Below are 22,382 nucleotides of genomic sequence, written 5' to 3'. Positions count from 1 at the left end.
ATTTATTTGGATAAGCGGCCTAAGGCTTACTCAAATTTCACCCAGTCGACCGCCGACGGACCGGAGCTTTTGGAAACAATAAAAAGATCATGTTTGCCCGATATTGATTTTGCAATTGCTGTTTTTACCTCTTTCCAATCCGTGCTTGCAAAACTCTTGATCGTTCCAACAAGTAAACCGTCAGGCTGATCCAGATGCACTTCAAAATTACCGGGCTGATCACCCATTATCCTGGCGGTAACGGTTTTTGGTTTTTTGCTAAACTCAACCGCGTTGTAACGCACCCATCCGCCCGCCTGGCTGAAAGTAGTTTTCCAGCCCTGCATGCGGTGAGCGGTGTCTATAAAATCAATGGCTACTCCGGTTTTACTCATGTCACTGTAGCGATCAATCTGAATTTCTTTATTGGAGCGGGTTAAACCTACGCCTCTTAGAGTCGGTATTACTTTACGGATAGTGCCGTCTGCATTAAAAAATAAACTATCGGCGTGGATGGACCGGTTCTTATCAAAGTTCGGCGACAGGTCGTCATTATGGTAAAACAAATACCATTGCCCCTTATACTGAATAACAGATTGATGGTTTGTCCAGCAACCTGATGCCGACTCATCCATCAGTACTCCCGTAAACGTAAATGGCCCAAGCGGATTTTTACTGGTGGCATATTCCAACCGTTCAATTTTATTTTCAACGTGCGGATACGTCATATAATAAGTACCGTCGCGTTCGAAAACGTATGGCCCTTCTTTTAAACCTTTGGTGGGAAAGTCTTTCAATATTACCGGGTCGCCGTCCAGCTCAAGCATATTTGATTTTAACTTAGCTCCGTAGAGATTGCCTTGCGCGTAGTAGATATACGCCTGCCCGTCTTTGTCGATGATGACATTGGGGTCAATACCATGAATGCCTTTAATCGGGTCCGGCTCCGCCTTAAACGGCCCTTCGGGTCGATCTGAAATGGCTACCCCCACTGCAAACCCGCGCCCGTTGGCCACACCGGCTTTAGCGTTTGTCGGGAAATACAGGTAATATTTGCCGTTGCGGTCGATGCAATCGGGCGCCCACATGCTGTAACTGGTCGAATCGGCCCAGGGAACGGTTTGCTGTGTTAAAATTACGCCATGATCCGTCCAATCGGTTAAATTTTGCGACGAGAACACATGATAATCGGCCATATTGAACCAGCCGGCGCGGCCGTGCCCTTTGGTCGCCTTGATGTCATGCGAGGGGTAAACGTAAACCCTGCCGTTAAATACCCTTGCCGAAGGATCGGCAGTAAATTGATCGGTGATAAGCGGGTTTTGTGCAAAACTGCTTAGAGCTGTACCCGAGAGTATAGCTACTGTTATAATTTTTAATGATCTCATTTTATTTCAGGTGAATATGCTATCTAAATAAAAGCGGTGCAAAATGTAATAAATCATTTCTCCAAACCGGCCAGGTGTGCCCGCCCGGATATTCATAATATGTGTAATTAATCTTCAGCAGATCGAATTTAGCCAGCATTGCCTTGCAATTTCTGTAAGCGATATCATCTTTATCCCCATCAGACACAAACAAAACCCTGAGGTCGTCGTTTACTTTCTTCCCGTTACTGGCCAAAAACTGATACTGTGCATTGGCAAGTTCATTTTGCGCAGGCACGATCCAACCAGAGCTGAAAACGCCCAGGTACGAAAACAAATTAGTATGGTAAAGCCCGGTATAAAGCGTATTTATCCCTCCCATTGACAAACCTGCCAGCGCCCTGCTCTTAGCGGTGTTTTCGGTATTATAGTTTTTGTCTACAAAAGGCATGATCGTACTCTCCATTTCTTGCTCAAATGCTTTAAGGCCCTGCTCGCCGAAGCCGGCAACCGGCATATTTGCATCCGGCATAACAACCAACATAGGTTTAGCTTTTTTTTCTGCAATCAAGTTATCAAGTATCAGGTCGGCCTTTCCTTGCATGGCCCAGCCTCGCTCGTCTTCTCCGCCACCATGCAAAATGTATAATACCGGATATTTTTGATTGCTGCTTTGACCGTAGCCCGGCGGAGTATAGATATAAAGATTGCGCCATGACCCGGTGACGGCTGAATAATAATGTTTTATGCTGATTTCGCCATGGGGTACATCTTTTAACGCATAATAATCGCCGCCTTTAAACGGAATTTCAATGCCGCTGGCCATACGGCCCATACCGTAGAAACTTTCACTGGCTGGATCCGCAACTGCGACGCCATCAATAAACAGCGTATAATAATGAAAGCCCTCCCCAATAGAGTCGGTAGTTGCACTCCAGTTACCCGCTGCATCTTTTACCAGATCGTATTTTTTACCCAAATCGATCTCAACACGACGGGCATCTGGCGCTCTGATACTAAACACCACCCGGTGATCGGGCAGGATAAGGGGGTACTTTGCGTTTCTGATATTAGTAGCGGCGACAACACCCTGCGGGTTTTGCGAACGGGCAACTATTCCGATAAGTAGCATTACAAGCAGCAATCCATTCTTTTTGTTTGCCATGTTATTTCGGACTAAGTGTTTTCAATTATGTATTTGCTCCGTAATCAATTTCTGATTTTTCATCCATGTAAAAAGTGGTTTCATCCAGGTTGCCGGGTTTTCTCTCAATACAAACCCATGGCCGCCTTTTGGAAACAGATGTAACTCTGCCGGAACGTTATTATGCCGAAGTTTTTCATAAAAGGCGATGCTGTTATCAACGTCGACCAGTTTGTCGTCGCCAGCGTGCGTGATGTATGCAGGCGGTGTATTTTTATCGGCTTGCAATTCGTTCGAGAACAAATCGATCGTTTGCTTTGATGGGGTTTTCCCCAACAGGTTTGTACGCGAATCTTTGTGTGTTAAGCCATCCTGCATACTGATCACCGGATAAACCAATATCACGAATGCAGGTCGTAAATTGATATGATCGCTATTATCGATATATGATTGCTGATAATGTGTTGCCAGCGTAGCTGCCAGGTGCCCCCCTGCCGAAAAACCCATGATACCAACCTTTGAGGTATCGATACTCCATTTACCAGCATTTTCACGTACTAACCGGATGGCTTGCTGGGCATCCTGCAGTGGCCCGATCTTTTTATCGATCATGGTTGAATCATCCGGCAAACGGTATTTGAGCACAAAAGCGGCAATGCCATTTTTTGCCAGCTCCTTGGCAGTCCGCACGCCTTCGGCTTCGTAGGTAAGCACTTTATAGCTGCCTCCCGGACAAACGATTACTGCAGCCCCGGTTTCATTACCCTTTTGCGGAAGGTAAATTTCCATTTCGGGGATCGTTACCCGGTTAATCATTCCCGAATAAGGTGCAGCTATATCCGGCAGCTTTCCCTGTCTTGAATTAGGAATAGCGCCGGGATACAATTTAATGATCTCCTGGGCCGAAGCTATCGCCGGCAGCCAAAAGAGAATGATCAGTAATCTGCAGACCTTTTGCATTTTATTTAAAAATCAATTGGCTAAATAAGTAAAGGTCATTCTTCCAAACCGGCCAATCGTGGAACCCGGAATCTACGTGCCAGATGTGCGGAACGTTGTTTGATTTCAGGTATTGATGAACTCCCTGGCTAATACCGAAAAGCCCGTCCCGATCACCGCAGGAAACCCACAATAACTTCAGTTTTTGTGTGGGCAGTTTTGGGTCGGGGACTAATTTAGCGGGCGGAAATGTATTAGGAGCCGACGAGAACCCGCCAACCCATGCAAAGGTATCCAGATTAGCGAGCCCGAAATCAAGCGATTGTCCGCCGCCCATCGATAAACCGGCTAAGGCTCTGTTCACCTGGCCTTTCTTTACCGCGTAGTGTGATTCAACGTACGGAATAATGCTGCCCAAGAGGTCTTTATCGAATACGCCGAACGCAGGGGCAGTGGCATAAACATTACCGGTAGCCCGATCATCTTTTTGTGCCCTTCCATTGGGCAATACCACAATCATAGGCGCAAGTTTTTTTTGCGCATACAAATTATCCAGAATAACATTTGGCGCGCCGTGTGTATACCATTCCTTTTCATCTCCGCCGATGCCGTGGAGCAGATATAACACAGGATAAGTTTTTGACGATGAATAACCCGGTGGCGTGTAAACCAGCATTCGGCGATCATTGCCAACGCTTTCGGAATGATAGGTTACCGAGTCTATTTTACCATGCGGGATATCGTTACGAACCTGATCAAAACCGGCAGGCGCAGCGGGAAAGGCGGGTTTGTCATCCGGTCCGAGGGTGATAGTTTGCTGCGGTGCCTGGCCATAAGTCTGTAAACCGATAGCCAGTATAAATGCTAAACTGCTAATGATTTTCATGATTATTTATTTTAAAGGATTAGTTTTAATTTTCAGGATGCTTACTGAATAAGCCGGGAAAGTATGCATAAATGATTTACTAACGCCGGTTATTTCGCTGGTTACAGGGATGATCTTCTCCGGATCGGTTAGTGAATTCGTGTCTTCGGGATGCTCCCCTTTTAATACAATCTCCGAGCCTGTTGGCGCAACTGCACCGGAGCCATTCAAATCCAGCGTAACAGCCTGTGCCTGTGGTGCTGTATTGACAACCTTCAGGTAAACCATTCCCGATCTGGTATCTTTGGTGGCTACAAAATAAAGCGATGGGCGGACGGGCTTCTGCCGGCGGCCGCGCGGCGGATTTTGGGGGTCGTGTACAGCAGTATCAATATGCAGCATCGGTAAGTCGACGGCGGTAACCGGCACCACGCGGTTACCGGTATTTGTATTAAACATTTTTTGAACGTAGTACGACGGTGAACCATAACTGTTCAGCGCATCATAACCAATAAGGTCGGATGCCCATTGCATGCCGGATGGCTCGCCGGTAGCCTCATTTTTTTGATTGACATTTACAAACAGCGGCGCAAAACAGGAAGCCAAAACCAAATCGCTGTTGCGCTCCATACCTGTCATCCAGGCAGCATCGCCTAAAGCTGCAATGAGGTTGGTTGTAGGCGAACCTTCCCGCGTAGCCCACTCACCTACAAATATTTTGGGACTTGTTTTGCGGTCATAACTATCATACCGGAACGCGTCCTCCTGCATCTGCCACGAATTCTGGTAATAGTGCTCATCCACCATATATGGTTTTGGCCCGCTTACCACCTTCAGCGATGCATAATTCTTTTCGTCTATAGTAGAGATGCAATGCAGGGCGGGGTATTTTTTATTGATCGCTGCGCGGAACTGGTTAAAACGGCCGTCGTAACTGTTTGAACGGTCGAACCAGTCTTCATTGCCTATCTCCACATAAGTAAGTTTAAAAGGTGCGGGGTGGCCATCGGCAGCGCGTTTAGCTCCCCAGCGGGTATGTATGTCTCCGGTAACGTATTCAATCTCGTCCAATGCGTCCTGTACATACGGTTCTAAAAGCGGGCCGGCATCTACATGATCCCCGCGTAGAGAATAGCCAGCGTAAACAGCCAGCAGAGGTTCCATGTGTATATCTTCGCACCATTCTAAAAACTCCAGAAACCCTAAACCGTCAGAAGCACGATACCCCCAACTGCCCGGATGCCCTGGGCGCTGCTCTAACGGCCCGAGCGTTGTTTTCCACGGAAAATGATCTGCCAGGTACGGGCCCTCTAAAAAGTTACCGCCCGGAAAGCGAAGAAAAGCAGGTTTCATATCTGCTAACAGCTTCATAATATCAGGGCGGTTTCCGTTAGGCCGGTTGTGATAAGTTGGCGGGAACAAAGAAACCAGGTTGAAATAATACAGCCCCGTGCGATCAGTGCTGATAACAAAGTGCGTATCCTTTGTAGGTACTACACCGCTGCCCGTAGTTAATTTGACCGAATATTTTTTCCAGAACGGCGTTTTTTCAATATTGACCGTTGCAGAAGCATATACCGTTTTACCGTCGCGGCTTTCAATACTTAGGGTAATTGGCCCGGCGGTATTGTTTTCTATCGTTGGCAGCACGGGGGCGTTAACATTAGGATTGCGGAACGGGAATGGCTTTTGACCAGCGCCTTTGATGTAAAACGAAGCATCGTAAGTTGTATTTGGCCTGACAGGGATACCCCAATAGCCTGCGTTGGCAACCCCGGCACGCGTGCCCGGTTTTTCGACCGTAAGGCGCAGGCATGATGTAAGGGCTTCGTTAATAGCGTGGCCCTGTTCGCCGCGTGGTACATTTTGCGGGTCGCCGCCGATAAGCTGAATGGCTGCTTTCGCGTCGCCATCTGTAATTAAGCTCCAGGCCTCCGGCTTTGAAGGATCGTTCCTGAACGACCGGTTTCGGATCAGTTCGCCGTAAAGGCCGCCGTCATAGGAGTAATTGATCTCTTCGGTCATCAGCCCGTATAACATCGGGCTTACCGCTACGCCGGGCTTCGTTAGATCCAGGGTCAGCCTGGTGTTTTGCGCCTGCAGCGGTAGTGCGAATAAACAAAAAAGCGCTGTAGCTGAGGTTTGTAAAAATTTATTCATTTTAGGTTTATTAAGTAGTTGTTTTATATGATGCGATAGCTTTTTCCTGCTATTGTTTTAATATCGTAGAGCCAGGTTTTAGGATATTCTGCTTTCAGTTTGCTACTATCGGATGGCTTAACAATCGGCATTTTAAGCTCGGTGACCTGATAAAAAGGATTGCTGTTTGCACCGGAAGCGACCTTTAAAACATGATTAGCTGCTTGCTGCTTCAATCGTAAACGGCAGTTACCACCGAGTTTTGAATAAACAATCAGCCTGGTTATCTGATGATCTTTCCAGGTGATATCTAACTTAAATCCACCACGCGCCATCAAGCCGCTGACACTACCGTCTTTCCAGGCATCAGGTAGCGCTGCCAGCGGAAAAATAAAGCCGTCCTGACTTTGCAGCAGCATTTCGGCAACTCCAGATGTATAGCCAAAGTTTCCATCTATCTGGAACGGCGGGTGTGCATCGAACAAATTTGGATACGTCCCTCCGGAAGCTTTTCCCCTCACCACCGGCGAAATCTGATCGGTAATGAGCTTATACGCATGGTTGCCATCTAATAAATGTGCCCAAAGGTTGATCTTCCAGGCCATTGACCAGCCTGTCGAGGCATCACCACGATAATTTAGCGAGTTTTTAACAGCGGCAAACAGCTCCGGATTACGGTAAGGCGAAATCTGATTGCCAGGAAACAATCCATATAAATGCGATACATGGCGGTGGTTATCGGTTGGCGAATCCAGGTCCTCGAGCCATTCCTGCAACTGGCTGTATTTGCCGATTTGCATTGGCGGCAACTGATCGCGATAAATGATCGCACTGTCGGCAAACGAATGATCGATATTCAATTCTTTTGCCGCCCGTGCTGCCTCCGTTAATAAACCAAATACCAGTTGGTTATCCATTGTAGTACCTGCCGACACTGATACCGAGTTTCTGCCACCAATATACTCATGCTCTGGCGATACCGAAGGCGATACGACCAACCAACCGTGATCGGGCTCTTTTTGCAATACATCAAAAAAATATTGAGCTGCGCCTTTCATTACCGGATAATATCTTTTTAAGAAGGCTTTATCCCCTGTAAACAAATAATGCTCCCACAGATGCTGGCATAACCAGGCGTTGGAGGTGGGCCACAAGCCCCAAAACGCCCCATCCACAACGCCGGTTATCCGCCAGATATCAGTGTTGTGGTGCAACATCCAGCCGCGTGCACCGTACATCACCTTTGCTTCATCTTTTCCTGTTACAGAAACGTCTTTGATCAGGGTAAATAGTGGCTCGCCCATTTCGGTCAATTGGGTGGTTTCACTTGGCCAATAATTCATCTCCGTGTTAATGTTAATGGTATACTTACTGTCCCACGCACCTTTCAGGTCGCCATTCCAGATCCCTTGTAAATTGGCAGCCTGCGAGCCTGGTTGAGATGATGAAATGAGGAGATAGCGCCCAAATTGAAAATACAATTCGGCTAATTGCGGGTCTTGTCCGTTCGCAAATTCGGTTATGCGAACATCGGTGGTTTTTTTTGTCGCTTCGGTAGTCCCCAAATCTAATCTCACCCTGTCAAAATAATGTCGATAAAAGCCGATGTGCTGTTTAAGTAAACTTGAAAATGTTTTCTTATAAGCCTCATTTAGGATGTTTTTTGCTTTTAGCTTAGGATCGGCCGTTAATGTGTGATAGTTGACAAAATTGGTTGCAATGGACAGATATATAACCGTTGTATCTGCGCCTTTAATGGTCACCCCCGATGTATCTGTGCTTTTGCTGCCGCCCGATATCCGAACCCTGCTTATGATATTGAATTTGACTTTCCCTTTTTGACCTTCATGGTCGCTTGTCAGGCCGGAAAGGATCAGGTCATTATCTTTCACCTCAAAACCGGTTTCAAGCGGACTCTGTAAACCAACCTTACAACTAATCATACCGGGTTTGTCGGCAGTTAGACGTACCATTAAAACATTATTCGAAAAAGAAGTGAAATATTCGCGTTTATAATTAACTCCGTTACAGGTGTATTTAACCGAAGCAGTGGCATTGCCGATATTTAATTCGCGCGAATAATTAGTGATATCGTCGTGATCCGGGAAATCCAGATACAAATTGCCGGCAATTTGATAAGGCATGCCGCTGTTGCCCTTTGGCCCAAGGCTTTTATTCGCTAATGCCTGCGCTTCCTGGAATTTTTTTTCTTTTAGAAGTTGCCTTACCTGGTCTACGTAGGGCCTGGCTGCCGAATCGATAGTATTGTTGGGCCCTCCCGCCCAAACCGTATTTTCATTGAGTTGTAATCTTTCCTTCGAGGTGCCCCCGAATATCATAGCCCCCAGATGGCCGTTGCCTATCGGTAGCGCTTCATTCCAGTTTGCAGCAGGCTTATCATATTTTAGTATGTTTCTATCTTGTGCATTACAAATTATCGAACAGTTCAGGATAGAAACAGCGAAAACACTTATTCGAAAAATCGCTTTCAATCTACCATTTACCAGCTTCGAAAGAGCAATAATTTGACTAAATGTTAATAACAAGTACTTTGAACGCCAAGGTCGGAAATAGCGGGTATCGCAAATCTTCACGATCATATTTTCCTTTAGATTTAAGAATGGTTAATTGGTAAAGCGAACAAAGCTAATCTATGAATCCGCCGTTTGATACAACAAATGTCGCTATCTGTCAAACAAATGTTCACACCCGGCAGCATTACACCGATCAAAAAACCTAATATCCATTCGTTAAATTCAAAGCCTGCCCGTACCCCGAAACCTATTCGGGCTCTCATGGGTCAGGAGATCAGCCACTACAGATTTTGGCTCGTACTCCGGGTAAAAGAGTAGCTCGCTACAAAAAACCTCATCAAAAGTGAGAAACTGATGGCAAATCATCATTATCCCTTTCTAAACAAAACACATTGGCAGCGCGATAATTATAATAACTTAATAATCAATAAATTATACATCATAAAGCCACCATTTGCGTGCCGCCATCATTTATTTTATAATTAATTGTTTTACCGTGGCAGGTTATGGAAATGTTTAATTTTCCATCGTTCATCCTTGAAACTTTCAGATCGAACACGCTTCCGAACGAATGGATGTTATCCAGGGCCATTTCATTCCACTCTTTTGGCAGCCGTGGTGTGCAATTAAAGCTATTGAAACCAGTTGGCAATATGCCAAACACCCCTTCAACAAATATCCGGCAATAAAGTGCCCCTTCGGCCGACAAATGCCTTTGGTTACCTTCGGGATAAGCTTCCACAGGATATGGCACATGCTCTCCTAACAGCCTCCTGCGCGAATAATAACGCAGGTAATCCATAGCCCGTTCTGTTTCACCGGCCTGAAATACCCCGCGAAGCGCATAGAGGGTTGAGCGGTCCCAGAATGTTTCTTTACCTGCCTCAGTAGCCAGTCCGTCTGCCGTCCACAATCTGGGCGAAAACAGTGCATTAACTGTTCCTTCGGCCCTGTTTAAAATACCCATGGTAAGGGGCACGCAGATCCAGGCGCGCAGTACATCATTGGTTTCGTAATATTTATACGTTTCAAACCCTTCTACATTTCCTCCAAAATATTTCTCAATATTTACCTTAAGTATGGCAGCCTGTTTTAAATAGGCATCGGTTTGTGCTTTAGGCTGATGTAGTTGTTTCCCCAGGTTAGCCGCCGACAGTAACGCACCATAATAAAGGCTGCTGGTTGGTATATTGGCTTTGCCGGATGGGAAACGCCCTTCCAGTTCGTCATGATCTGAAGTAACCACACCCTGATCGTTCAATTTGCGGTGGCAATATTCAAGGCACCAGGTAATGAGCGGCCATAATACTTTTGCCGAATCGGGCTTGCCATAAGCCAGTGCAAACCGCGAAGCGCCGTAAGCGATCATGGCCTGATCGCCCCTGTCCCCAGCCCCCTGCCATGTGGCATCGCCTTCGGCGACTATCGAACTCGGTATCGGCCTGTACTCCGGGTTCATATACCTCGCAAACAGCCGATAAGAGGTCATGGCGGCGAGGTTGCCGATGCTATCGCCCAGGAAAGCATAAAAAGGATAGGTGTATTCGGCCTGGTCGTTTGCCCAGATGGCTGCATAATAAGCAAGGCCGCCCGGGCCATGCATATAGCCCACCTTAGTTTTGTAAATACTTTCCGTCCCTCTTATTTTGGCAAATTTGAACTCAGTATTCAATAAGGTATCCGGCGTTCGTAGCTGTAGTGGAGATAAGATAGTTTTGATCCGTTTTTCGCGGGCTTTTTCTTCGGCATCTGCGTTTACCGTAACAGGCCGGGCAGGAAAATCCGTAGCCATATAATAAACGGCAAAAGCTGTATGCCCGCCGGGTTGAAGTATCCGGCTGCCGTCGCCAACAGACCCCATAATTACCGTGTGCGGCCTCACTTTACTTTGCATGCTGTCCGTTCTGACCTCCCGCCTCAAATATTCCATCGAAATATTGACCGGCTTATCCGTAATATTGGTAAATACAAACTTTTCGATAGCCATCGGTTTATCTACAGAAGGGAAAATACTACGTTCAATTTTTACCAGCGCAGGGTTGCTCGTTGTGGCCTCTATCCGCATAATGCCTTTGTGGCTGATGCTTTGAATATTATAGGTAAGGTTACCCGATTTTTTGCCAACGGCCAGATCGGTTTTTAACTGCCTGCCGTTAATAAAAAACCGGGGTAGCTCGTTGTCAACAAAGGTATAGTCAATATGGCTGCGGGTAGCATCAGGCAACATCCTGAAAGTAGGGAACACTACTGTCCGGGAGACAGATGATCTGCCGGCGCTATCTAATGCATATTGTACCCAAACCGACACCTTTTCGCCCGACATTTCGATATGATCGGCATGTGGCAGGCGGCCGTTGATGATCCATTTGATACTCCCGTCAGACTGGATGGCCCAGCGATCGGTTTGCTGGGGTAAAACATACGGCTGGGCATAAAGCGTGTACGGTAACAGGAAAATTAAAAAGCCTAAAAGTGCTTTATGAATAATTATTCTCATCTCATTATTTGGTTTTATTGGCCGGTGATTCATTATTTTAATTAGAAATTCCATGATATTATTTGTCCCGAATCATTGCTTATTCCGGAAAATTGTAATCGTATTTCCAGGTGTCGCTCATATTCGGGTACTGCTGTTTGCATTCCAGGTATTCGTTCATCATTCTGCGCATGGTCGGGTTTAGCGTTTCCAGGTATTCGGGGGTCAATAAACTGGCGTTGAGCAGGTAAAAATGCCAGGTTGGCGGATAGGCCGCACTATGGTAACCCATATGCAGGGTACGCCTTGGTACTTCCATAGTTTTGGTATATCCCCGGTGGATGAGGTTATTATTATAGATTACCGCCTGACCGGCCTTTAAATGTACGGGCACACCACCGGGCATTTCGGCACCAAGAGGGGCATAGTGCTTTGAGCCCTGGAATACTTCGTTCTCTTCGGGCGTATTCGGCCGGTTATGGCTGCGTGGTACGATCCAGAGCGAGTTTTCATCGACCAAAGGTAAATTGATCTGAACGCTGTTGTGAAACCGTTCTTTGGAGAACATCCAGTCTTCGATCTCGTCCTGCGGAATCTGAATAATATCCCTGTGCCAGCCGAGAGAATAAGAAGTACCAGCATTTGCCGCCAGTATCGAGGCATTATTAATGATCAGGTTTGGGCCAATGATTTCTTCAACAATCTTTAGTATCACCGGATTATAAAAGGCATGATGAATAGGCTCTGTTCCGGCCTTGGTTAATAAATGGAAATAATATTGCCTGGCTTCCTGCCCGAACGAAGCGATCTCATCGCCGAGATGCTGGAAAGAAGAACTGCGAAGCTGTGTATCTGCCGCCTTAATTTTAGGGCTTAACAATTCGTCCATAATGCCCCTGAAGTGATCAATTTCAGCTTGAGTTAAGACATTAACGATCACATACCCTTCTTTTTCGAAGGATTCCTTTAGATTTTCCATATGAAATTTTGTTTAGTTTATATTGATTTTTTGCTCATTTTCAAAAGCATTCAGGCATGACCATTCCCATACCCTTTTCAAAGAGTTCCTCTTAATTTCTATATCTGTTTTGTGTTTAAACTGCTCTGATCCGCTTCCTTATTTAATGAATTTAAACATTGCTGTTTGTAATTGATTATAAGTTATTTACGTTATATTTTACAAAATAGTGAACGTTGACTATTTGACAAACTTATATGCTTTATTTTGCACTTCCAAATTTTTTTACTTAAAAACTGTAATATTGCTTCGCGTGAAGACAAGTTCGAATAAAAACATCGGTATTAAAGAAATTGCGGAACGGGCCAAGGTATCCACCGGCCCTGTTGATAAGGTATTAAATAACCGCGGCGGCGTCTCAAAAGCAACTCGTGAACGTATTTTGCAGGCGATTAAAGATTTGGGATATAAACCAAACATTTTGGCCAGCAGGTTAAAATCGGCGAGAGATTATACCATTGCGGTTTTAATTCCTGAAGCTACGGATATGATCCCTTTCTGGTCGGCCCACAACACAGGGTTTGAGGAGGCGTTGAAGGAAGTCTCTCCTTTTGGGATCAATATCAGCATCCTGACTTTTGAGCAGAATAATGAAGCTTCTTTTAAACTACGTGTAGATGAGGTAATCGGTGAAAGTTTTGATGGTATTTTTATGGTGCCGGTATTCCATGATCAAACAATAAGGTTACTGGAACATTGTGAGAATTTAAACGTACCCGTCATCTTCTTCGACAGTAATTTACCCGGGCTGTCCAATATCAGCTTTATAGGAAATCATTCCAAAGACAGTGGGTACATGGCAGCTAACTTGTTAGATTATATCATATCAAAAAAAGGGGACATACTGATAGCTTCCATCGAACGTGAAGAAGATAATCACGTGCAATTTTCGGCCCGTGAAGAGGGCTTTTTAGCTTATTTTGAAAACTCCGGGAGGAGAATTGAAAAATTTACTGATAATACAGGAAGTGAAGAGGTGATCGGTAAAAATATTTCGGCAATTTTTATGAACAACCCGCACCTGGAGGGAATATTTATTGTGAACGGGATTGACAAAATTGCAGCCGCAATTACTGCGGAACAAAAACTCAATTACAGGATAATCGGCTATGACCTTGTCGATAAAAATATCCAAATGTTAAAGGACGGGGCCATCGATTTCCTCATCAGCCAGCAGCCCCAAAAACAGGCATACCAGGGAATAAAGTTGTTTTACGACCTTTTGATATTAAAAAAAACGATAGCTCCTTCTTATTTCCTTCCGCTTGATATCGTCATGAGGGCTAATATCGATTATTACCGGTTCCTGTAATAATAGTTCTTTTCATGGTAAAAAGATCAATGGCTAGTATTGGATGAAATTATTTATCGGCTTATCTGTAGGCGGTCGAATTTAACCAGAATAACGTCATTCTGCCTCAGATTGATATCGCGCTCAAAATTACCTTTGGCGTTCACCTCGATGACCTGTTGTTCAACCGGTTGATCATCACTTAATTGTTTCAATGTTTTAACCTGTTCTCTGCTCAGCTGACCGGGTGAGCCCATTTTGAAGTAAGCGGTATAGGGGTCGTTGGCCTGGTAGCCTGTTCTGTAAATGCTTAACCTGTATTTGCCGGTTTTTATATCTCTTAGTTTTAAATGAATGGCAGGCAATGGCTTTGCCGGCAAATCCCTTTTGTAAAATACCTGATTGTTTACGCTGTCTCGGGGCCGATCAATTGTGCAATCCCACAGTAATGCCTGCAAGTTTCCTTTTGCGTCTTTACAAACAAACGCATCCGGGTCGGCACAGGCTAACTCTGTACTGCCCAGTTCATTCAGGTACTTAAATGCATAATATGCCGGTTTCTTAATATCCTGGTAGTTCATCAGTCCAAAACCGCCATGGAAAGGCGTCGTGCGCGGGCCGGCTTCCTCAAAAATATCGGTAAACGTCCAATACGACATTGAATTAACATAAGGTAGAGCGTTTTTAACCGTGTTTAAAATATAAGCGGCCTCATGATAGCTGTCATGTATCGGATCCGCCGGTGTGTACGAAGCGCTCCACTCGGTATAATGTAGTTCCAGGTTGGGCAATGCAGAGTGCATGATCTTCTCTTTTGTACTGCGCATATCGTCTGCAACCTGGTTCCTGTTGCTGCTTAATACAGTTCCTGCATTGCCGGTTTCGTCCAAAAAACCCTGTTTTACGCCATAATCATGCGTGCTGATAAAATCGATGGGGACTTTTTGCTGTACGCAGAAATCAATAGTTTCGGGCACCCAGGCGTTTCCCGCGGTGGCTGGTCCGCCAACACGGTAGCGCGGGGAAACGCTTTTAATAGCCTGGGCTGTTTCTTTATAGAGTTTAAAATAATCCTGCTGCGTACCGGTGAAGAAACCATCTTTTAAATTAGGTTCGTTCCAGATCTCGAAATACCAGCTGGCTACCTCAACAATACCATAGCGCTCTGTCCAGTGGCTGACCAGCGCTTTGATCAGACCGTCCCATTTTTGGTAATCCTTTGGCGGGGTTACGTTCCCTCTCCACCAAAAAATAGTTTTGTTCCCGCTGGCCAGCCATCCGGGCATAAAACCTATTTCAACAAACGGCTTCATACCAATCGACTGCAAAAAATCAAACAGTTCATCAATATATTGCCAGTTGTACACCGGCTTGCCGTTTTTATCTTCGGAGTAAACGCCCATATCGTCAGACAGTAAGCCATGAAACCGGATATACCTGAACCCGCACTGTTGATGCGCTATCGTCAACTGCCTTTGCCAGTCGGCCCTTAACCCTTCGTTGGCCCGGCCGGCCCCAACGCAAAGATTGAAATTTTGGGATAGTTCCCCCTTCACCTGATTGCCATGTATCTCAATAATCCGTTGATTGGCTTTATTCTGGGCCATGGCTAATGCAGCATTTAGAAATAGAACGGCTGTAAGGAGCTTTGCTTTCATAGCAGGTTTGAAATTGGGCATCATGAAAAACGGCATTATAATTTAACAACAAGGGTTTTACCGGTATAAGTTACCGTTTTATTGGTTTTCGTTACTTCTGCAAGGCCTGCACCATGGTTTTGGTCAACCATGACAATGTTGAACTTGCGTCGTTTAAGCATTCCAGGATAAGTGCCTTTGGTATCAGAAATAGTTAACTGATGCTGAGCATCATTATAATTTAATTTGAATGTTGCATATTGGCCTTGCTCATAGTTATAAGTGTCATTCGCATCGCTGTAATAAGTAAATTCGCCGTTTGCACCCGGATAGATACGCAATTCAATCACATCGTCAGGTTTTTCGGTAGCATACTGCATAACCGGCCCCATCGGAATAATGGAACCTGCCCTGACATAGAGCGGCATAGTTTCAATTGGCGCAGCGGCCGCGATGGTTTCGCCGCCTTGATAGACTTGCCCCGTCCAGAAATCGTACCACTTAACGCCTTTTGGGAAATAGACCTCGCGCGTTGTTTTACCTGCCGATGCATTGTCACCTGTATATAACTGCTCGGTCACCGGGTTAACCATGAACGCCGGCCCGAACATGTACTGGTCAGGAATGCTGTAAACTTTCATATCATTCCTGAAGTCGAAGGTAAGGGAGCGCATCATGGTGTAGTTGTCCTGTGTTACCCGTCCTGCGAGAGAGTAGATGTAAGGCAGTAACCGGTAACGCAACTGATCGTATTTTAACAGGATAGCTTTGGTTTGATCATCCCAGTTGTTGGAGAATAAAGCACGTTCTCCTTTACCATGAACACGAAAGACAGGACAAAACGTACCGAACTGGAACCAGCGGGTGAACAGCTCCCGGTTTTCGGGCTTCGACCAGTCGGGAGCCTTCCAGTTGAGATGGTAACCACCGATATCTGACGTCCAATAAGGGATACCTGATACGCAAGCGTTAATCCCTTGCGGTACCTGGCGTTTAAAAGCATCGAAAGTACAGGTAATATCCGAAGACCATAAGGTTGCCGCGTTACGCTGCTCACCCGCAAATGATTGTCGGATCAGGAAAAAAGCGCGTTTATTCGGGATATCTTTTCTCCAGCCCTGGTATATCCCCTTTGAATGCTCTAAAGAATAAGTATTGAAATAATCAATCCCCTTACCGATGGAAAAATCAGCTTTACGGCGCTCATCAAGCAGGGTGCCGTTGTCCGGCTCACATTGGTCAACCCACCACGCGTCCCAGCCGTACCGTTTAACCAGGCTGTCGCGTGCCTGTTCCCAGTATAAATCCCGTGCTTTGGAGTTATGGGCGTCATAATAAGTGTCAAAAGTATGGGTAACCACATTATCCCAGGTAATGCTGGTCAGGCCGCCTATTTTATCCAGGGCATCATAATTCGGCGTTCCTTTTCCAAACACCGGCCATATAGAGATCATCGCATGAATATTTGCCTGGTGCAGTTCGTTTACCAGGGCTTTAGGATCCGGATAACGCTCCGGTTTCATTACATGCGAACCGATAGGCAGCGGATCCCAATAGTACCAGTCCTGCACGATAACATCCAGCGGAATATGATTATTACGGTAGTTGTTTTTGACAGAGATGATCTCGTCCTGGCTCATATACCTGTCCTGCGACTGGAACAACCCGAACGCCCATTTGGCAAACATGGGGGCCTTGCCTGTGGTAGTACGGTACAGATCAATGATATGATCGAAATCGGGTCCATAAAAAAAGTAGTAGTCCACTTGCTTGCCACTCTCCGATATATACTTGAATTTGGTGTTACCATCTTCGGCACCACAAAAAGTAGAAGCCGAGTAGTTATCCCACATTAACCCAAAACCCTTTGTGGATAGCAGTACCGGGATAGCGCCGGTTAGGTATTTGATCGCCATATCCTGATTCCGGCCCTTGTAATTGATGCCAAGCGAATCAAGCGGATGGCAACCTAAACCGAACAGGCCTTCATCTGCAGGTGAATTAAAGGATGTAGAACAGTTATAGGTATCAATACCGGCGATAGTTGCTGCTTCCATGCTTTTGCCCGCGGTTTGATCTTCGGCAGTAATGGCTGTGCCTTTCGCGGTAAAGTAGCTGATGGCGTTGGTGGCTTTATTGACGATCAGCTTTAAGCGAGAGGTAGTCATTACAAAGTTACCACCCGCGTCAGCCACGTTAAAAGCGGCTGGCTGTACCCAGTTATTATTGACGACAAGGGATGGTTTATCCGTAAAGGAATTAAATATGGTGTATTTTACCTCAATAATATCGGCACGGCAAACCTTTATTTTCAGCAACCCTTTGTCCAGACTGAATAAGACACCGTCTGTAGTTTTTTTAAACCCGAGTACAGTTGCGACGGCATCGCGTGGACAAACGGAACAGACAAGCACCGTTAAAATGATCCATAATTTACTGGGTTTGAGATATAAGTTGCTATATGACATGATTAAATAAATTGCTATTAAAGACTAAATAAGATTAATGGATATCGCCATAAAAAATACCCCGCCCATGCGTACCCACATAAACGCGCCCGTATTTTTTAGGATCTCCTGTAATTTGTAATATGAGCCCCCAACGGTGCTGCTCATCGTTAATACACACCCAGTGTTTACCGTCGTCATCTGATCGAAAAACACCATCTTTACCACTGATGGTTCCGACCAGGAACAAGGTGGGGTAGTCACCTCCTGGGGCGGCTCTACCAAAGCCAAAAGCATGGATCTCGCTAACCTGATCCAGCTTAGCAAACTCATAACTACAGCTCTTGATGTGATATAAGCCATCGAATGCAGCGATCCACAGATCCCCTTCCCTATCGGGAGCCATATACAATCTGTCCTGTCCGCCACGGATATCACCGCGGTTGACCCGCTGAGGCAAGCCGTCCTGTAGTTGCAGATCATGAGCTACGAAAGTATGGCCACAGTCGGTACTGGTATATAGCTTACCGTGGAACAAAGCCATACTATAAAATTTTTCGGGATTAACCGGGTCGGCGACGACCCTTTGATTAGCAGGCAAACTGCTTATTGGTTGCCATGTAGCTCCATTGTCTGCAGTCAGGTATGACGGACTTTGCTGTGGTGTCCAGATCCATTCGCGGCCGGATGCAGAAACGCTGACTGAACCGCTTTTGCTGGTGGCGTCTGGTATATTTTGCGTTGCGCGCCATGTTTCACCACCATCTAAAGAGTACTTTATCGTTGATCCGGAACCTTCACCAGTCTCCACCATAACATCACTGTTCTGAGCGGCGCAACTAATGCTGGTTGTATTGGAAAACCGGGGACCTGAAAGTTCTTCTGCCGGAACGGGTTTATCCAGGCAGTGGTGAACAAAACCTCCGTAATCGCCGATTCCGGATATAAGCTGTGCTCCTTTAGGCGGACTAAGTATATCCAATCCCACGGTTTCTTCGATCCCGTTGTTCATCACCGTCCAGGTGGTTGGTTTCCCCTGATCAAGGTTTGTAAGGTCAAAAGTTTCATGCAGGCCATAGCCCGTGGTAAATATGGCGTGATTGCTGTTAAAAGGGTCTATCTCCACATCAAACAGCCAGTGAATGCCGGTATATGCGATATAGGGTGCCGAAGAATAATCAAACTTGCCGCCACCGCCGCCCGTAAACACAGGCCTCCATGCCCCACCACCGTTTGTGCTCCTGAAAATATCATCGCCTCCGGCCTTGCCATAACGATGATAGGTGCTCACAATGATCGTCTGAGGGTGTTGTGCGTCAATGGCAACGGCAGCGTATCCAAAGCCCATCTGGTTTTCGGGCTGTGGTTTTATAGGGGTAATATCTTTCCACCCGCTTTGTTTAATGCCATAACGGTAAACCGCTCCGTCGGTTACCGCATCAGGTCCGGGGGCATCACTATAGGTAATGTAAAGTAATCCATCAGCCGAAAGTACGGCATGAGTAGGCATCAACCCGGTGGGCTGCCCGGGTACCGGTAACCAGGTTAAACCGTCATCAATACTTCTGAAAATGTTGTTTGTTCCCTTTTGCGAGATGCCTGCATAAATTACGGATCGTTTGCTGCCTGCTTTACGGTTAGCATCAAACAATACAAAGATGATCCCGTTAGGCTGTGGATAATACATGCCTCTGGATATCGGATTACCCGCTGCCGGGCTTGCGGGTATCGGAAAGCTGTCTACGCGCTTCCACGTTACACCCCTATCCTCACTTTTCCATAAGCCATCCTGGCGGGTGCCCATATAGATGATGTTGCCGTGAGCTGGATCTATGGCCATACGTTCGCCATTGCCCCTTCCGTTCTCATTCCCGCCCATTCTGAAAGGCACATCGATGCGTTTAAATGTTTTACCCCGATTGGAAGATGAAAGAATAGCGTTCGGCCCCGGCGAATGGGTGTAGGTACCGCAGGCTATATACAGGCGGTTGGGGTCAGACGGGTCAAGCGCGATGCTTTCCACACCCATCAGGTTATGATCTTTATAAGATACCCAATCAAGCAGGGGTTGCCAGCTTGCCGAGGCAGCGTTCCATTTATAGGCCCCACCCATATCGGTACGACAGTACAACAAGTCTTTTTCTTTTGGATGATAGATGACTCCGTCCACGAAACCTCCGCCGTGTATCTGCACGCTTTTCCAGGTGTACTTCTGCTCACGCAACTGTGCATCCGCCTTCGGGCAAACGACAGAAGCTATTAGAAACCATATCAAAACATGCGTATTTTTGTTCATTCTGTTAGTGATATGAATTGCGCGGTGTTATAAAAATTAATTAATAACCTGTTATTCATTTGCTTATATTAATGGAAGTAACCTGTCTGATATCTGCAGACGAAGAAGCAGCGAGGAGTTCATATTTCCCCGGCTCAACTATCCATTTATGCAATTGAGTATCAAAGTAAGCAAGATCGTTTACAGGGATACTCATTGAAACGATCGATGTTTTTGCCGGTAAAATCATGACTTTTTTGAACGCTTTAAGTTCCTTATCAGCCCTAGACACTGCAGAATTTATTTTCCGGACGTATAACTGAACAACTTCTTTACCGGCCACATTTCCTGCATTCCTTACTTTAACGCGTATTGTTATTTTGTCTCCTGATTGATAACTGTTTTTATCAGTACCCAAGCCGGAGTATTCAAATTTTGTGTATGATAATCCATAACCAAAACAGTATAAGGGATCGATTTTCCTGGTATCATACCAGCGATACCCAACCAATATGCCCTCTTTATAATCGGCCGTCAGATCCTTACCCGGATAAGTGTTTAATGAAGCCGCGGGTGAGTCATTTAGCGAAACAGGGAAAGTAAATGGCAAACGGCCCGAAGGGTTCACTGCTCCTTTTAAAACGTCAGCAAGCGCATTCCCAGCTTCCGACCCGTTAAACCACGACCAAACAATAGTGTGGTTTAACTTTTTAATTTCATTCAGATCATAAGGGGCGCCGGCCATAATTACGATGACCGTATTAGGGTTGGCGGCGCTAACTGCATTAACCAGCGCCTGCTCTCCAAAAGGCAGCGTGAGGCTTTTACGGTCGTGACCTTCGCTCTCATATTCACGATTTGAGCCGATACACAAAACAGCCACATCGGTTGTTTTTGCAAGCGCTACGGCTTCGCTGATCAGTTTTTGATCGGGTTGATCATAACCGCTGTTCTGCGCATCGGTGTTATTTGCTAAATAGTTAGCACGGTAGCCCCGGGCAAAACTAATTTTAGCCGTTTTGCCGAATCTTGATTTGATACCCTCTAATGCTGTTACCTCATATTTAGCTTTTACCCCGGCGCCATATCCTCCCAAAGCAAATGTGCGGGTGGCATTATCGCCGATGACGGCAATACTTTTAATGCTCCTGGTGTTTAATGGTAACAAATGCTCGTCGTTCTTTAACAGTACAATAGATTCTGATGCGATATCGTAGGCAGCTTTAGTGTGCGCTGGTGTAGCAATAGATCCTTTCGGGTGATTTGTACTAATGGATGTATGATACATCAGCCACAAAATCCTTCTCACTTTATCATCAATTATTTTTACCGAAACCTGGCCGGCTTTTACAGCCTCCAGCAGCGGGTTGGCAAAATACCACTGATCATACGGCCCGCTTGACCCCATTTCAATGTCCAGTCCGTTATTAGCGGCAGCAACGGTATGGTGCGTTCCTGCCCAGTCCGACATCACGACTCCCTTAAAACCCCATTCATTTTTTAATACTTTATTCAGTAAAAAATCATTTTCAGAGCACCAATAACCATTTATTTTATTGTAAGCCGACATAACAGCGTAAGCATTACCCTGCTGCACGGCTGCTTTAAATGCCGGGAAATAGATTTCGCGCAAGGCCCTTTCATCCACTAACGCATTTACGCTATCGCGGTTAAGCTCCTGGTTATTAGCAGCAAAATGCTTTATACATGCCGCTACATGCTGGCTTTGAATCCCTTTTACAGATTGAATAGCTAATTGTCCATTCAGATAAGGGTCTTCGGAATAATATTCATAAGTGCGCCCACAAAGCGGCATTCTGCAAATGTTGAATGCCGGCGCAAGCATGATATTTTTCTTCCTGGCATTGGCTTCCTCTCCTATAACTACCCCATATTTATTGGCCATTACGGGGTTCCACGTAGCTGCAATGGCCGAACCATTTGGTAAAAAGGTAGCAGAATCAGTAGTCCAGTTGGCCGACGCCCAATCGAAGCGTTTTATTTCTTCCCTTACGCCTAACGGACCATCGTCGCAGGTCAGCTCAGGGATGCCTAAACGCTGTACACCTGTCGAAGAAAACAAGGCATTGCCATGAAGCATATTGATTTTCTCTTCCAGGGTCATTTTTTTGATAATACCGTTGATCTTGTCTTTAAGAGCCGTTTCGTTTTTGTTCTGCGCTTCAACCCCTTTAAAAAGAAAAAGTAGAGCTAAAGAGGTTATTATATGTTTTATAGATATCATTCTCGTTTTGATTGACAGTTTATTAG

The 22,382-nt window shown here is 45.8% G+C and carries 13 protein-coding genes; 1 reads left to right on the top strand and 12 read right to left on the bottom strand.

The annotated features are described in order from the left end of the window. Positions 1-26 precede the first annotated feature (26 nt). From BEL04_RS01395 to BEL04_RS01360, 8 genes are all read right to left on the bottom strand, one after another. Positions 27-1,367 (bottom strand): family 43 glycosylhydrolase, encoded by a 1,341-nt coding sequence (locus tag BEL04_RS01395; RefSeq protein WP_065999377.1) that lies wholly within the window; start codon positions 1,365-1,367, stop codon positions 27-29. Between the two features lie 19 nt (positions 1,368-1,386). Next, entirely contained in the window at positions 1,387-2,511 is a 1,125-nt protein-coding gene (locus BEL04_RS01390; RefSeq protein WP_083227715.1) for an alpha/beta hydrolase-fold protein, read from the bottom strand. A 21-nt stretch (positions 2,512-2,532) separates the two neighbouring features. Then, complete coding sequence (locus BEL04_RS01385) at positions 2,533-3,450, bottom strand: alpha/beta hydrolase (RefSeq protein ID WP_065999371.1); 918 nt, start codon at positions 3,448-3,450, stop codon at positions 2,533-2,535. A 1-nt stretch (position 3,451) separates the two neighbouring features. Beyond that, entirely contained in the window at positions 3,452-4,315 is an 864-nt protein-coding gene (locus BEL04_RS01380) for an esterase family protein (RefSeq protein ID WP_065999369.1), read from the bottom strand. 6 nt (positions 4,316-4,321) lie between these two features. Next, positions 4,322-6,454: an alpha-L-arabinofuranosidase C-terminal domain-containing protein gene (locus tag BEL04_RS01375; protein WP_065999368.1), complete on the bottom strand. Its 2,133-nt coding sequence runs from the start codon at positions 6,452-6,454 to the stop codon at positions 4,322-4,324. A gap of 23 nt (positions 6,455-6,477) precedes the next feature. Then, positions 6,478-8,925, bottom strand: coding sequence for a glycoside hydrolase N-terminal domain-containing protein (locus BEL04_RS01370; RefSeq protein WP_371327574.1), 2,448 nt, complete (start codon positions 8,923-8,925; stop codon positions 6,478-6,480). A 481-nt stretch (positions 8,926-9,406) separates the two neighbouring features. Next, on the bottom strand, positions 9,407-11,464 hold the full coding sequence (locus BEL04_RS01365; RefSeq protein ID WP_066003323.1) for a hypothetical protein: 2,058 nt from the start codon (positions 11,462-11,464) through the stop codon (positions 9,407-9,409). 79 nt (positions 11,465-11,543) lie between these two features. After that, on the bottom strand, positions 11,544-12,422 hold the full coding sequence (locus BEL04_RS01360; RefSeq protein WP_083227713.1) for a phytanoyl-CoA dioxygenase family protein: 879 nt from the start codon (positions 12,420-12,422) through the stop codon (positions 11,544-11,546). Between the two features lie 292 nt (positions 12,423-12,714). Between BEL04_RS01360 and BEL04_RS01355 the strand changes: the two genes are divergently transcribed. Continuing rightward, on the top strand, positions 12,715-13,773 hold the full coding sequence (locus BEL04_RS01355) for a LacI family DNA-binding transcriptional regulator (RefSeq protein WP_139112893.1): 1,059 nt from the start codon (positions 12,715-12,717) through the stop codon (positions 13,771-13,773). 53 nt (positions 13,774-13,826) lie between these two features. Here BEL04_RS01355 and BEL04_RS01350 read toward each other — a convergent pair whose 3' ends face one another. From BEL04_RS01350 to BEL04_RS01335, 4 genes are read right to left on the bottom strand one after another with little or no spacing between them, the layout of a single operon-like run. After that, on the bottom strand, positions 13,827-15,410 hold the full coding sequence (locus tag BEL04_RS01350; protein ID WP_066003321.1) for a glycoside hydrolase: 1,584 nt from the start codon (positions 15,408-15,410) through the stop codon (positions 13,827-13,829). Between the two features lie 35 nt (positions 15,411-15,445). Continuing rightward, positions 15,446-17,857 (bottom strand): TIM-barrel domain-containing protein, encoded by a 2,412-nt coding sequence (locus BEL04_RS01345; RefSeq protein WP_065999363.1) that lies wholly within the window; start codon positions 17,855-17,857, stop codon positions 15,446-15,448. A gap of 34 nt (positions 17,858-17,891) precedes the next feature. Next, on the bottom strand, positions 17,892-20,132 hold the full coding sequence (locus tag BEL04_RS01340) for a hypothetical protein (RefSeq protein WP_217493591.1): 2,241 nt from the start codon (positions 20,130-20,132) through the stop codon (positions 17,892-17,894). Positions 20,133-20,187: 55 nt separating this feature from the next. After that, complete coding sequence (locus tag BEL04_RS01335; RefSeq protein ID WP_083227711.1) at positions 20,188-22,356, bottom strand: glycoside hydrolase family 3 C-terminal domain-containing protein; 2,169 nt, start codon at positions 22,354-22,356, stop codon at positions 20,188-20,190. Positions 22,357-22,382 lie beyond the last annotated feature (26 nt).

Source organism: Mucilaginibacter sp. PPCGB 2223, assembly GCF_001705515.1.
Lineage (GTDB): Bacteria > Bacteroidota > Bacteroidia > Sphingobacteriales > Sphingobacteriaceae > Mucilaginibacter.
Note: the sequence above shows the minus strand (reverse complement) of the source record. Positions and strands in the feature narration are given on the sequence as shown.